The organism is Curtobacterium sp. UNCCL20, assembly GCF_900101675.1.
Taxonomy (GTDB): domain Bacteria; phylum Actinomycetota; class Actinomycetes; order Actinomycetales; family Microbacteriaceae; genus Curtobacterium.
In genome coordinates, this window is the sequence record NZ_FNKG01000004.1 from 223,736 (window position 1) to 236,717 (window position 12,982).

General features: G+C 68.1%; 17 protein-coding genes and 1 tRNA gene. 9 read left to right on the forward strand and 9 right to left on the reverse strand.

Features of this window, described 5'->3' with window-relative positions; all coding sequences use genetic code 11:
* Window positions 1-14: 14 nt before the first annotated feature.
* Window positions 15-1,217: an epoxide hydrolase family protein gene (locus BLT36_RS16725; protein ID WP_092096879.1), complete on the reverse strand. Its 1,203-nt coding sequence runs from the start codon at window positions 1,215-1,217 to the stop codon at window positions 15-17.
* Between the two features lie 104 nt (window positions 1,218-1,321).
* On the opposite strand from BLT36_RS16725, the gene BLT36_RS16730 reads away from it, so the two are divergent.
* Window positions 1,322-1,921 (forward strand): TetR/AcrR family transcriptional regulator, encoded by a 600-nt coding sequence (locus tag BLT36_RS16730; RefSeq protein ID WP_092097290.1) that lies wholly within the window; start codon window positions 1,322-1,324, stop codon window positions 1,919-1,921.
* A gap of 84 nt (window positions 1,922-2,005) precedes the next feature.
* On the opposite strand, the gene BLT36_RS16735 is transcribed toward BLT36_RS16730, so the two are convergent.
* Window positions 2,006-2,290, reverse strand: coding sequence for a hypothetical protein (locus BLT36_RS16735; protein ID WP_092096881.1), 285 nt, complete (start codon window positions 2,288-2,290; stop codon window positions 2,006-2,008).
* A 197-nt stretch (window positions 2,291-2,487) separates the two neighbouring features.
* Between BLT36_RS16735 and BLT36_RS16740 the strand changes: the two genes are divergently transcribed.
* The 3 genes from BLT36_RS16740 (at window position 2,488) to BLT36_RS16750 (ending at window position 4,492) form a co-directional block, all read left to right on the forward strand.
* Entirely contained in the window at window positions 2,488-3,474 is a 987-nt protein-coding gene (locus tag BLT36_RS16740) for a TerC family protein (RefSeq protein WP_092096883.1), read from the forward strand.
* A 36-nt stretch (window positions 3,475-3,510) separates the two neighbouring features.
* Window positions 3,511-3,583, forward strand: a tRNA-Val gene (locus BLT36_RS16745).
* A gap of 249 nt (window positions 3,584-3,832) precedes the next feature.
* A complete protein-coding gene (locus BLT36_RS16750; RefSeq protein ID WP_092096884.1) occupies window positions 3,833-4,492 on the forward strand; it encodes a hypothetical protein in 660 nt (219 codons plus the stop codon).
* A gap of 261 nt (window positions 4,493-4,753) precedes the next feature.
* Here BLT36_RS16750 and BLT36_RS16755 read toward each other — a convergent pair whose 3' ends face one another.
* Window positions 4,754-5,737 (reverse strand): aldo/keto reductase, encoded by a 984-nt coding sequence (locus tag BLT36_RS16755; RefSeq protein WP_092096886.1) that lies wholly within the window; start codon window positions 5,735-5,737, stop codon window positions 4,754-4,756.
* 89 nt (window positions 5,738-5,826) lie between these two features.
* On the opposite strand from BLT36_RS16755, the gene BLT36_RS16760 reads away from it, so the two are divergent.
* Complete coding sequence (locus BLT36_RS16760) at window positions 5,827-6,231, forward strand: MerR family transcriptional regulator (RefSeq protein WP_092096887.1); 405 nt, start codon at window positions 5,827-5,829, stop codon at window positions 6,229-6,231.
* Window positions 6,232-6,732: 501 nt separating this feature from the next.
* Here BLT36_RS16760 and BLT36_RS16765 read toward each other — a convergent pair.
* Window positions 6,733-7,218 (reverse strand): GNAT family N-acetyltransferase, encoded by a 486-nt coding sequence (locus tag BLT36_RS16765; protein WP_092096889.1) that lies wholly within the window; start codon window positions 7,216-7,218, stop codon window positions 6,733-6,735.
* A gap of 165 nt (window positions 7,219-7,383) precedes the next feature.
* Between BLT36_RS16765 and BLT36_RS16770 the strand changes: the two genes are divergently transcribed.
* Window positions 7,384-7,638, forward strand: a complete 255-nt coding sequence (locus BLT36_RS16770) for a hypothetical protein (protein WP_092096890.1) — start codon at window positions 7,384-7,386, stop codon at window positions 7,636-7,638.
* 370 nt (window positions 7,639-8,008) lie between these two features.
* Here BLT36_RS16770 and BLT36_RS16775 read toward each other — a convergent pair whose 3' ends face one another.
* Entirely contained in the window at window positions 8,009-8,644 is a 636-nt protein-coding gene (locus BLT36_RS16775) for a hypothetical protein (RefSeq protein ID WP_139166505.1), read from the reverse strand.
* Between the two features lie 188 nt (window positions 8,645-8,832).
* Here BLT36_RS16775 and BLT36_RS16780 point away from each other — a divergent pair, with 188 nt between their 5' ends.
* Entirely contained in the window at window positions 8,833-9,360 is a 528-nt protein-coding gene (locus BLT36_RS16780) for a hypothetical protein (RefSeq protein ID WP_139166506.1), read from the forward strand.
* A 149-nt stretch (window positions 9,361-9,509) separates the two neighbouring features.
* Here the strand turns inward: BLT36_RS16780 and BLT36_RS16785 are convergent, their stop codons facing one another.
* On the reverse strand, window positions 9,510-10,046 hold the full coding sequence (locus BLT36_RS16785; RefSeq protein WP_092096895.1) for a glyoxalase superfamily protein: 537 nt from the start codon (window positions 10,044-10,046) through the stop codon (window positions 9,510-9,512).
* 99 nt (window positions 10,047-10,145) lie between these two features.
* On the opposite strand from BLT36_RS16785, the gene BLT36_RS16790 reads away from it, so the two are divergent.
* Together BLT36_RS16790 and BLT36_RS16795 are read left to right on the forward strand one after the other, a co-directional pair.
* Complete coding sequence (locus tag BLT36_RS16790; RefSeq protein WP_092096896.1) at window positions 10,146-10,358, forward strand: hypothetical protein; 213 nt, start codon at window positions 10,146-10,148, stop codon at window positions 10,356-10,358.
* A gap of 61 nt (window positions 10,359-10,419) precedes the next feature.
* Entirely contained in the window at window positions 10,420-10,644 is a 225-nt protein-coding gene (locus BLT36_RS16795) for a cold-shock protein (protein ID WP_092096897.1), read from the forward strand.
* Between the two features lie 102 nt (window positions 10,645-10,746).
* Here BLT36_RS16795 and BLT36_RS16800 read toward each other — a convergent pair whose 3' ends face one another.
* From BLT36_RS16800 to BLT36_RS16810, 3 genes are all read right to left on the reverse strand, one after another.
* The gene (locus BLT36_RS16800; RefSeq protein WP_092096899.1) at window positions 10,747-11,223 is read right to left on the reverse strand and encodes a GNAT family N-acetyltransferase; all 477 of its coding nucleotides are present in this window, start codon (window positions 11,221-11,223) and stop codon (window positions 10,747-10,749) included.
* Between the two features lie 185 nt (window positions 11,224-11,408).
* Window positions 11,409-11,876, reverse strand: a complete 468-nt coding sequence (locus tag BLT36_RS16805; protein WP_092096900.1) for a bleomycin resistance protein — start codon at window positions 11,874-11,876, stop codon at window positions 11,409-11,411.
* Window positions 11,877-11,991: 115 nt separating this feature from the next.
* Window positions 11,992-12,963: a diacylglycerol/lipid kinase family protein gene (locus tag BLT36_RS16810; RefSeq protein WP_254787713.1), complete on the reverse strand. Its 972-nt coding sequence runs from the start codon at window positions 12,961-12,963 to the stop codon at window positions 11,992-11,994.
* Window positions 12,964-12,982 lie beyond the last annotated feature (19 nt).

A 12,982-nucleotide genomic window follows, 5' to 3' on the forward strand; every position in this document is an offset into this window, starting at 1 on the left:
CCCCATGGTGCGAGTCAAGCACGATCGACGGGGGTGTGCGCATCGTGGTCGCGGTGTCGCCGCAGGGGGCGCAGGCCTGCTCGGATCTCGTCCACCAGGGTGCCCGGCTGCTCGAGCGCCGCGAAGTGCCCGCCGTGCTCCGCCTCGGCGAAGTGCACGAGGTCGGCGTAGGTGTCCTCGATCCAGCTGCGCGGCAGGCGCGGGACGTCCCGCGGGAAGACGGTCACCGCGACCGGCAGTGTGAGCTTCGGACCGGCGAAGCTGCCGGCACGGTTCTCCCAGTAAATCCGCGCCGACGACGCCGCACTGTTCGTGAACCAGTAGAGCGAGATCACGTCGAGCATGTCGTCCACTCGGAGGGCGTCCTCGGCCAGCCCGTCGTTGTCGGTCTTCGACTGAAACTTCTCGTAGATCCACGCCGCCTGACCGGCTGGTGAGTCCGCCAGCGCGATGCCGACCGTCTCGGGCTTCGTGGACTGCAGGTGGTTCGAGCCGCCGAGGACCCCGGAGTAGTACGCGAGCCCGTCGACGGCCCGCTGCTCCTCCGGGGACAACTCGTCGGGGACCTCGGCCGGGAAGGCGTACGGCGTGTTGAGGTGGAGGCCGATGAGCCCGTCGGGTTGCATCGCCCCGAGCGCCGTCGTCACGACCCCACCCCAGTCCCCGCCCTGCGCGGCCCACCGGTCGTACCCGAGTCGGCGCATCAGCTCAGCCCACGCCGACGCGATGCGCGTGACGTCCCAGCCGGTCTCGGTCGGCTTGCCGGAGAACCCGAACCCGGGAAGCGACGGCACGACGACGTCGAACGAGTCGCGGGCATCGCCACCGTGAGCCTCGGGGTCCGTGAGCGGCCCGATCATCCGGAGGAACTCCGCGATCGACCCGGGCCACCCGTGGGTGAGGACGATGGGCACGGCGCCGGGGTTCGTCGAGCGGACGTGGATGAAGTGGATGTCCACGCCGTCGATCGTGGTGAGGAACTGCGGGAACCGGTTCAGCTCTGCTTCGAAGCGGCGCCAGTCGTAGTCGTGCTGCCAGTGATCGACGAGCGCGCGCGCATGCCGGACCGGGACACCCTGGGACCAATCGTCGACGGTCTCCGGATCCGGCCACCGGGTCCTGGCGAGCCGGTCCCGCAGGTCGTCGAGGTCGGCGTCGGGGATCGAGACGGTGAACGGTCTGATGGACGCGGGGTCGTCGTGGGGTGCGACGGTCATGGTCGGGCTCCTTCGTCGGGACGGCATCTCGTTGCACACCCGTGTGCAACCGATCCGTCGCGAGCACGCTACGTCATTGCACACCGATGTGCAATGCTGTGCGTGTGCAGCCAGACTCAGCCCGCAGCCGTTCGATGGAGGAGACCCGGAGGCGGATCCTCGACGTCGCACTCGAGGCCCTCGGTCGCGACCCCGATGCGAGCATGGCGGACATCGCCGCGGCGGCGAGCGTGGTCCGGCGGACCGTGTACGGGCACTTCCCCACCCGCACGGACCTGGTCCGCACACTCGCGCAGCAGGCCGCCGACGAGATGGCGGCCGAACTCGGCGCAGCCAGCACCTCCCACGACGACCCGGCGACGGCCTGGGCCGACTTCGTCGCACGGGTGTGGCCGCTGACGCACCGCTACCGGGTGCTCCTCGCCCTCCGACGCGGCGAGTACGGCGGAGACATCCACGCCGTCCTGGAACCGGTCGACCAGGCGCTCGCCAGGCTCGTGACGCGCGGGCAGGAGGTCGGCGAGTTCGGTCGGCACCTGCCGGCGGGTCTCCTGAGCCAGCTCGCCTACGGCACCGTGTTCACCGTCGCCGACGGGCACCTCGCCGGCGAAACCGTCGACCACCGCGCCGCGGCGGTCACGAGCCTGCTCGTCCTCGGTGTGCCGGAACAGCGGGCGCGTGCGCTGGCCGACGGGGACGCGTGACGCGTCACGCGTGCTTCCGCCGGCCAGACTGCCCGCCTGGACAGCCCGGCCGGGCCGTCCACTCCGCCCACTTCGACCGCTCGGTCAGTCCTGCCGGGTCCGGACGAGTCGGACGATCCGGACGTTCCGGACGATCCGGACGATCCGGACGTTCCGGACGATCCGCCAGATCGACGCGGCGACCACCGCCGCACCCACGATGACGACGCTCCAGAACACCGCCGCCCCACCCATCGGCCCGGTGGTGCAGACGCTCTCCCCCTGACCCGGCGCCGCATCGGCACAGCTCGTCACCTGGACCAGCCCGAAGAACAGCACCACCACGATGGTCAGCACGGCGACCGTCGACCACGCGATCACTCGGTCCACCGCGCACTCCCCTCGTCGGCGCGAGCATGACGGCCCGTCACCCCGAGCACCAGTCACGATCGTGCAACGACCCGCCGCGAGCTCCCGCCCCACCGCACCTGTGTGCTCACACAACCGCGAACATCCCTGACACTTGATGGGGCTGTCCGCCGATCAGCCGCCCGACCATCCCGACCACCAGCAAAGGACCACCCCGGATGACCGACCTCCCCGTCGTGTTCGAGATCGGATCGATCGTCGCCCTCGTCGTGATCCTGCTCGCCGACCTGCTCCTCGTGGCACGCCGGCCGCACGTCCCGACGATCCGGGAGTCGGCGCTCTGGGTCGGCCTCTACGTGGGACTCGCGCTGGTCTTCGCACTGGCGATGTTCTTCTTCGCCGGCGCCGAACCGGCCGGGCAGTTCCTGGCCGGCTGGCTCACCGAGTACAGCCTGAGCATCGACAACCTGTTCGTCTTCGTCATCCTGATGGCCCGGTTCGCCGTCCCGAAGAAGATCCAGCAGGAGGTGCTCATGCTGGGCATCATCATCGCGCTGGTGCTCCGCGGCGTCTTCATCCTGCTCGGCGCCCAGCTGATCGAGGACTTCTCCTGGATCTTCTACATCTTCGGCGCGTGGCTCGTGTGGACGGCGATCCAGCAGCTCCGCGGTGAGGACGAGGACGACCAGAAGGACAGCTTCATCGTCCGAGTACTCCGGCGTCGTGTGCGCATCACCGACACGTACGACGGCATGAAGTTCCGCGTCACCGAGAACGGTGCACGCCACTTCACGCCGCTGCTGGTCGTCCTGATCGCCATCGGCACCACCGACCTGCTGTTCGCACTCGACTCGATCCCCGCGATCTTCGGCATCACCCAGAGCCCGTTCATCGTCTTCACCGCGAACGTCTTCGCACTGATGGGCCTCCGGCAGCTCTACTTCCTGCTCGGCGGACTGCTTGAGCGACTCGTCTTCCTGAAGTACGGGATCGCCTTCATCCTCGCCTTCATCGGCGTCAAGCTCGTCCTGCACGCCCTGCACGGCAACGAGCTGCCCTTCCTCAACGGCGGCGAGCACATCGAGTGGGCGCCGGAGATCCCGACCTGGGTCTCCCTCGTGGTCATCGTCGCCGCGATGGGGGTCTCCACGCTGGCCAGCGTGGTGCACCTGCGGCGGGACACTCCCGCACGCGCCGCCGACTGACCCGGTGCCCGTCACACCCCGTAGGATCGCTGGCGAGGGCCTTTAGCTCAGCTGGTAGAGCGCCACGTTTACACCGTGGATGTCGTCGGTTCGATCCCGGCAGGGCCCACCCGAGAAGACCCCCTGGTCACGCCCAGGGGTTTCTTCGTTTCCGGGTCTCGTTGGTCACCCGCGGGCTCCGGATCGGTGCCCCCGTGGTGTCCCGGCCAGCGTCGTGCGGTGCTCGCGCGGACTCCGAACCGGCGTTGCTGGATACCGCAAAGTCACTGAGGAACCATCGTGTCCGCCGCCGGTCCGGCAGTACGGTCCGGGAGCGGCCTGACCCGAGGCTGCGAGAAGCCGACCCGAAGGCACCCCGATGGCCAACCACGACAAGCGACGGCTCCGCGCCGCCGCGTTCACGAAGCACCTCCGCGAACAGCTCCGCCGCGATCCCTGGCCGGCGGCTCCCGCGCAGGGCACGCCGCTGCCCGAGCTCGGCCCGCACACCGTTCAGTACATCGGTGCACACGAAGTGCCGTGGGCGGAGGCGAGCAGAGGGGCGGGCACCGGCACCTCGATCACCCGACTCCACGGCGCGGCGAAGACGGGTGCCAAGGTCGGGATGGAGAGCCTGGAACTGTCCCTCCCCGGCTTCGGTACCGCGATCGGCTGCGAAGTCGCGCGCACCGTCGGCCCACTGTTCCTGCCCGCCGTGATGTCGGCGAATCGTGCCGTCCGCGAGGCGGAGCGAGCAGAGCGCGTCGAGCCCGAAGGGCAGGCGACCGCGGTGCTCCCGGAGTCCTGGCCCACGGTCGTCGAATTCGCCGCTGACGAGCAGCTGGAGGACACGATCATCATCCCCGTCGTCGGCGATCGCGTGCACTACAGCCGCGGTTCCGGCTACCTCGTCGGGCTGCAGGGCGTCGTCGTCGTGTCTGATGACGGAGAAGCCCTGCCGTCGGGGCTGCGGTACGTGCAGTTCGACGATGAGGAGTGGCCGACGGTCGTCGCGGTGATGGGTCTGGACCGGATGTAGCTGACGCTCCTCGACAGCAGGCTTCGTCCGCCCGCGCATCAGACGGCTGCTTCTGGAACTCACGCCCGGCAACCTTCGTCTCCCGGTGGTCGAAGCCGATCGAGTCGCCGAGACGCAGCTCCCGAGCGATCGCCGCGGCCAGGCGATCCCCCTTGCGCCGCTGCGCTTGGCCGGGCCGTGCGTCCGGCCAGCCCGTCGGACGCGATGGACGCGATGGACGCCGCGCTGTACCTGCTGGTTCTGCGGGGCGTTCCGTTCCACTCAGCCGCGGTCGCGTGCCATTCCTGCTTCGGTGTTGCGGGTACCGACGGCGACGCCGTGCGGGGATGCAGCTTCGATCCGGGCGAGGTCGCTCGTGGTGAGGACGACGTCGGCGGCGGCGACGTTTTCCTCGATCCGGGACGCCTTCGTGGTGCCGGGGATCGGGACGGTGCCGACCTGGATCAGCCACGCGAGCGCGAGCTGCGCTGTCGTGACGCCCTTCTCGTCAGCGATGCCCTTCAGCGCCGCAACGACGCGCAAGTTCGCGTTGATCGCCTCGTCTGAGAACCGGGGGAGGTTTCGCCGTGCGTCGCCCTCGGGGAGGTCGCCCTTGCGGGTGAGGGTGCCAGAGAGGAACCCGCGGCCCAGCGGCGAGAAGGGCACGAACCCGATGCCGAGCTCGAAAGCGGTGTTGAGGACGCCGTTGTGTTCGGCGTCGCGCTCGAACAGGCTGTACTCGGACTGGATCGCCGTGATCGGGAACGTCGCGTGCGCACGGCGCAGGGTCTCGGCCGAGGTCTCGGAGACTCCGATGTAGCGGGCCTTGCCGGAGGTCACGGCTTCAGCCATCGTCCCGACGGTGTCCTCGATCGGGACGCTTGGGTCTGCCCGGTGCAGGTACCAGAGGTCGACGTGGTCGGTGCCGAGGTGCCTGAGGGACCGGTCGATCGCGCGACGTGCATGCCCCGGGGAGCCGTCGAGTCCGATTGGTGTGCCGTCGTCGGTGAAGTCCGTGGCGAACTTCGAAGCGATGACGACGCGGTCCCGGTCGGCGCCGAGGACCCGGCCGAGCAGTTTCTCGTTCTCGAACGGTCCGTACGCTTCTGCGGTGTCGAACAGGGTGATCCCGAGGTCGAGGGCTCGTCGGATGGTCTCGGCGGAGCCGGTCTCGGTGGCGCCGCCGTAGAAGGCGCTCATGCCCATGCACCCGAGACCGAGGGCGGACGTGACGAGGCCCTGGGAGCCGAGAGGGATCTGCTGCATGCGTGTTCTCCGTTCGTCGCCGGGATCACCCGGACGATGATGACCCTTCACCCTGGTGTGCACACCATGTCAAGTGGGAGACTCGACCCATGCTGCTTCCGGAGGTCCACGTCGATGAGCCGGTCACGATCAGCGCTGCGGCGGAGTTGCTCGGCATCACTGTCGACACGATCCGTTACTACGAGAAGGAAGGCATCGCGCCGGCTCCTGATCGTGGGCAGGACGGGTGGCGGCGTTACGACACGGCTGGGCTGAGGTGGCTCGCCGGGACGGTGATGCTCCGCGGGACCGGCATGAGCGTGCAGGAGATGCGCGAGTACGCGTCCGCGTACAGGGCTGGCGCTGATGATGTCGCGCGGCTCGCGCTCCTCGAGCAGCACCATGCGACCGTTCTCGCTCGGCAGGCGGAGGTGCAGCGGCACCTCGCGGCGCTGGAACGGAAGATCGAGGCGTACCGCGAGACCATCGCCGCGACCGGCCGATCAGCGGCATGACCTCTCTGTCCGGTCGACCATCCTTCAACCGATGGTCGATCAGACGGAGCACGCCTCCTGCTGCTGTCGACCGATCGCCGCTCCGGGCTGAGGCAGAGTGGGTGCATGGTCAGAGCAGCGCCCAACACGATCCACTTCCATCGCAAGCACCATGAAGCGGTCATGTCTGGCGAGAAGGTCACCACCGTCCGGTGGAACGAGAACGTACCGGTGGGAGCAGCCGTGTTCGTCTTCGAGGCCAGTCCGCGCCGTAGTCGTTCATGAGGCGGTAGCGCACGCCCAGAGCATCGCACAGGCGAAGGACGATGTCGCGGAAGTGGATCGGCCACCGGAAGGGTGACCGAGGAGTGGCGTCCACAGTTCGTACATCCGACCGATGCGCATGCACGAGACCGGGGTCGCCGCATGCGTCGGAGGAGCGATCCTCGCCGGGCTCGGATTCCTCAATGTCTTGGCATGACCGACCGTCTCAGACCCTGGGGCGATCCGGTAGATGATCGGCTACCGGGCAGGACCGCCAGGTTCGGAGCGGAGGGCTTTCAGTTCGCGCATCCACGCGACTTCCCGCTCGAGCTGCCCGGTATCGGTGAAGAGGCGCACTTGCTGCGTGTCGGACAGCAAGGCTGCGAGCTCGTCCCGGTCTGCCGGACCGAATCCGAGTTTTTGCCAGAACGGCCCCGATCTGCGCGAGAAGAGCCACGCCCGCGTCGCGCCCGAGCGAGCGGCTTCTCCGAGGGCGAACCTCGCGAGACGGGTGCCGGCACCCGCGGTGCGTCGTGCGCTCGAGACTGCAACGCTCCGGATCAAGACGTCTGCTCCGTCAGCACTGGCTTCGTAGCCGGTGCTGCCGACGATCTTGCCATCGTGGTCGCGCTCTACCCACACTCGGACCGCGGTCGAGTCGAGCCCAGCGACAGTGAGGTCGGCTTCGCTGAGGAACGCGCGAAGCTCCTCGAGATCGTCGTTCGTCAGCGGCGAGCATGGCATGACTCATGCTCTCGCACCACGCCGCCCGGTCGAGGATCGGCAACCGGACGACTGAGAGAAGCCCGTCGACGCAGATCGGTCATTGATGCTCGACGGGGTAGATGCCGTGAAGCACCTCCGGCCCCATCGCGCACCGATTGGCGGTCCTCGCCTAGCCTGTTCCGCATGGACGCTTCGGGACTGCGTGCGCAGCAGATCGACCCTCGGGACGTACAAACGGAGTACGAGATCTCCGTGTACCGGGTGTACTTCGTCGACGGCGATGGGGCAACCGACGAGTACAGGGTCGAGGGTGCCGTCGACGTACGGCAGGTTCTCGCGTGGGCTGACGAGCACGCGGCAGGGCGAGGCTTTGACCTCTACGTCGAGACTGAGGGGCGCACTGGTAAGCGCCTCGATTTGCTCGCCAAGCATCAGTGACACAAGCGGGGAGGTTCCCACTTTCGTGGGTACCTCGCCGTTTGCGTGGTGTGACTTACTTCACGGAGATGAAGGCTGATGCCGCGGACCCGATGCTGAACGGGGCCAACGGCGGTGCAGCTTCACCGGAGTGTGACCCGCGGAAGTACGCGCCACGCGCGATGTGGATGCCCACACCCTCCTCTGGGACGTACCGCGCAGGGGCCGACCCACGCGTGGGTGAGTACCTTCAGGAGGGCTTGACCGACCCTGGTCGGAGAGAAGCCACCGCCTCACGGCGCGTGCTCGGTCAGCGATCCGCTTTCGGCCGGGGTGACCGCCTCGAGCTTTGGACCCATGGCTCGGAGTCGCCGGTACCGAGCGGGCTTTGTCAGCGGCCCATGCCGAGCGCGGACTCGATCCGGCTGATCGTCCGGCGCATCGCGTACTCGTCCTGCGCCGGCTGGCCGTCGGCCACCCACAGGTGGACCGCTCCGGGACCCAACGTCCTGGGTGCGAGGCGGACCACGATCCCCCATCGACATGCGACACCGCGCGGCGTGGGCTCGCTGAAAACATCGAAGCCGAGTACCTCGGAGCGCAGGGCGATCGGTGTTCCCTGCCCGTCGTTGCGCGTCGACCAGCTCGTGATGCCCGTCCGGTCGAAGCCGAGGTCGCACGGGAACCAGACGCGCAGTCTGGGGCTCCAGGCCGTGAGGTCGGCGGCCGTCGATTCTGTCGCGTGCGCGGTGACGAACACGGTGCCGGGATGGGTCTCGGCCTTCTGCTGTAAGCGCGCCCGCCGGCGGTGGTTGACCTCGGTGGTGACGCAGGCGACGCCGAACCCGAACGTGATGAGAATGCCGAGACGGAGCTCGGTGGACAGGGCCCGTCCCTCGTCGGTACCGATCAACGCCGCGAGGACGATCGTCGCGGCGGCGAAGCCGACGGTGATGGCGGCGAGGAGGATCGTCGACGGGCGCACGGCTCGACAATGCCAGAACCCGAGGTGCGGTGGAATGCTCACACCGTCACAATGAGCACTGCGTCAGCGGACTGCGAACCGTCGGGTTGACTATCACTTCCGGGCAGGGCCACACGAGTTGGGTCGTGTTCGTTGAACGACCAGCTATCGAGGTGGCCGGCCCGACTCTGGGGACAGAGTGGCCGATACGCTCCGACCATGAGCTTCAGAACGCCTTGGTCTGTGCGACGGTGAGCATCGAGTCATTCGACGTTGAACCGGTCGACCATCGCAGGTCGTTGAGGTGGTTGCTCGGTCTGGTGGCTGCTGTCACTGGTGTTCTTGCGATCATCGGGTGGCCACTGCCGGCGGCGCCGGGAAGATACGTGTCGTCCGATGCATGGGAAAGGACGACCGCCTTGATCCAAGCGTGGTGGACACACGACGGTTGGCGAATGTCGGGGGCGTCATGGTTTTGGGGCGGGGTCGCGATCGGCGCGACAACTGGCGTGATTTCGGTTCGGGCCGGGAAGGAACGGACATGGCGCAAGACGTGGCTGCTGACCGTGCTACCGGGCGGAGTCGTCGCAGCGCTGGGCCCGTTGGTCCAGGTGGTGCTGGGGATTCGGTGGTCGAACTACTCACAGAACCGCGACGCCAGCTCCGCGATCTTCGTGTACGGGATCGGACTGGCGGTAGCGTTGGGCCTTCCATTTCTCCAGGGGTGGGTGATGCGCGGCCGCGAGCAGAGCGACGGTGGCGACACGTTTCGACGTTGACCCACCGAAATCGCCGATCGAAGACGAGTCGCGGTGGTCGGATGACCGCCGCAATTCGACTCGTCCGTCCTCCAACTCGCCGGTGGTGAGTCCGCCGACGGATCGGCTGCCGGCATCGTCTTCCGCGTCCTTCATCTCCCGCTGTCGCGTCAGTGCCGGGTCCGCGAGGCCGCGTTCGGTTGCCAGAACTGGAGACGGTTGCCGAACGGATCGATGACCAGCATGGTTCTGCCCCAGTCGTCGTCGTGCAAGCCCGGCCGAGATCGCGGGTGCCGTTGGGTAAGCAATGCATCCCGGTAGGCCACCACGTCCTGGACGACGAGCATCACCGCACCTCCCGGCGTGGCATCGCCGTGGTGCTCGGTCAGGTGCAGGACCTTGCCGTCGAGCGACACCTGCGCGTACACGGGCAGATCCGGCTCGAACTGGTGCTGCCACTCCCAGTCGAACCCGAGGTAGTCGCAGTAGAAGGCCCGAGCCACGGCGTGGTCGAACACCCGGAGGACCGGAATGACATCAGCACCCCTCCGCTTCCCCGAGCTCTGGCGGCCACCGACAGCTGCCAGGGTGTTCCAGTCGCGAAACCCTGCGGCGCGGGCTGCTGCTTCGAGCACCCGTGAGTGCGGGACGTCCGTGCTCGCACTGAGTTCGCGGGCGAGCCGCTTGGCTTCTTCGATCGTGATCACGATGTTCCAATCGCGCGATGGGGCTGGGTTCCTGCGTTGCCGGGGATCGCGGAAGGATCGGAATCACCCTGAGAACGATCGTTCGTCGGTGTTCACCGTGTGCAGGGGCTGGCCACCGTAGCCGAAGCCAGGATAGCTCCGGACGAGCGGTACCGGTTCCCGATCGCGATCGCGAGCGGCTTCCTCGGTCTGCTGTTCTTCTGGTTGCTGTTCGTCGGGAACGCGGCGGAGAAGTGGATCGCTGGCTTCGGCTTTGTGGCTCTCGTCGTCTGGGTGTTCGTGTTCCGAGCGATGTTCCGCAGCGGGTACTGACCTCATCACGGTCGCGGTGACCGATCGTTCCCCGGACGGTACTCCGCGGTAGCGTCTGCTCATGCGGAGCGTCGAGGGACAGTGCGTCTGGTGGAGTGACGAAGACGGATGGGGTGCGCTCCGTTCCGATGACGTCGCATCGGACGTGTTCGTGCACTTCGCGAATCTGCGGATGGACGGGTACCACTCGCTCCAGCCCGGGAAACGGGTTCGATTCGACGTCGAGCCGTACCCGTCCGGGCAGGATGGCTACTTCTTCCGCGCGCACGACGTCACGCCGATCTGATCCGGGCGTGGACTCCGGCCGTTCCCGGACCGGGAGCCGGAACGTCGTCGGATCCGTCGGAACGGCCGGGAGGACCGCGGAGCACGGTCCTCCCGGCCGCGATCAGAGTGCTCGTGCGTAGTCGACGGTCGGGTACGGGACGAAGCCCAGGGACTCGTAGAGTGCACGTGCTGGCGCGTGGAACTCGTCACCGCCGGTACCGATGTGCACGACGGTCACTCCGAGCTGTTCGAGCCTGCTCAGGACGGTCGAGCAGAGGGCGCGCGCGACTCCGCGCCGTCGAGCGTCAGGGCGGACAGCGACCATCTCCAGCCGTCCGGACGATGTGCCCGTGGTGTTCCAGCCGACGTACCCGAGGGGCTTGCCGTCTTCTTCGGCCAGTGTGATGAACCGTCCTTCGCCGGGAGCGAGCAGCGACGGGACCTCGTGTCGGTAGTCGTCTTCCCAGTGTCCGTGGTCGTGCGCGGTCGCTTCGGGACGGAGTCGCACGAGCGAGCCGGCGAGGAGCGGTCGGAAGGTCTCGATGGTCAACTCGGTCAGCGCGGGCAGGTCGAGCGGTGTGCAATCGCGAATGTGCATGGGTGTGCTTCTCTCGTGAGCAGTCTGAAGGCTCCACGCCCGTGATCGGGGTGGAGGAGAGCGACGGCCGGGGCCGTCCCTTCAGGAGCGCGTGCGCCAGCTCGCGAAGCAGTCCATGTGGCCACGGTATCGAGTGGGACGGAGCCGGGGAAGCGTCCGCATGCCGGTCGCCGATGGCGGACCGACTACCGGACGGCCGGCCGCCGCCCCGGTGACGACTGGAACCGCACGAGGTAGCCGTCGGGGTCCTGGACGAGGAACTGCTGGACACCGACCTCGTCCTCGCCGACGCGGTACCACTTCGTCTCCGGTTCCATGAAGAGCTCGACGCCCGCGCGTCCGAGCACCTGCACCAGCGCTCCGGTGTCCGGCACGGTGATCTGGAGGTTCACTCCGCGGCCCAGCGGGCGCTCGAGTGGCCCAGTGACCCAGTTGCGACCCACGCCCGCTTGTTCGAGCATCAGGTGCGCAGAACCGAGGGCGATCGATGCGAAGCGTTCCTCGGGGCGGGAGTAGACGACCTCGAAGCCGCACAGCCCGCACCAGAACTGGATGCTCTGGTCCAGGTCGGCCACGAGCAGCTCCGGGACGAGCGAGGGGGCGGGCGAAGGGGCGAGCGAGAGGGCGGGCGAGGGGGCGTTGGCTTCCGTCACCGGACCATCGTCGCAGGCTCCGGCCCCACCGGATCTCGGCAGGCTGCGGGAACGTCACCACGTCCGGTGGAAGGAGTCCGTGCCGGAGGGAGCCGCGATCGTCGCGGGGAGCTGGTCAGCCCCGGGCTCGGGTACGCAGGGTGAGCGCGTGGTGTTCGACGGTGAGCCGAGCGGCCGTGACGGTGCCGAAGGGATCGCCATCGAGCTGGATCTGTTCCGGCGCCCCCAGCCGGAGTTCGAGGGTGCGTGCCTGCGTGTAGCCGAGCGATCGAGATGCGGGGAGGACCCGGGCGAGGAGCCGCCCGAACCGGGTTCGGGAATGGAAACGGTTGAACGTCAGTCCGTAGCCGATCTTCGTCCATCCGAACCAGCCACGTGGCCGGAACGCGACCGCGTCCAGGAGGCCGTCGTCGGGCCGGGCTGCGGGGAGGAGGAGCACGCCGGCAGTGAGTGTGCCGCAGTTGCCCACGATGATCGTGTGTGCCTGCATGGTCCGGAGCTGGCCGCCGTCGAGGCGGTACTGCACGGGGATCTGACGGTTGCCGATCACGGAGCGGGCGATGGGGTCGGAGTAGGCGACCCAGCCGAAGCGCTTCTTGACCCACGCGTTCGTGTCGGCGGCCATGCTGGCATCGAGCCCGATTCCCGTCATCACGAGGAATGCGTGGGTGGTGACCACGCCGGCATCGTCCGTGAGTGCAGCGATCCCCACGTCGATCGGCTGGTCCGAGCCGGTGAAGGCTGCTCGAACCGCCCCGGCGACGTCCGCGAGCGGCAGACCGAGGTTCCGGGCGAACAGGTTCCCGGTGCCGCTCGGGACGAGGGCGACCGGGATGCCGGAGCCGCGGAGCTCTTCGGCTGCGATACGGAGCGTGCCGTCACCACCGACGACGAGCACCACGGAGGGCGCGATGTCCCTGGCTGCCCGCGCGGCACCGCGGCCGTCGTCGCGCTGGTCGGTCTCGAACCACGCCGACGGCTCCCACCCGTTCGCCTGCTCCTCGGCGGTGACCGCTGCTCGGAGACGGTTCAGGTCGATCTTCGAGGGGTTCACCACGACGGCCGCTCGCGCTGGCGTGGTCGGCACGCTCATCGCTGCTGGTGGT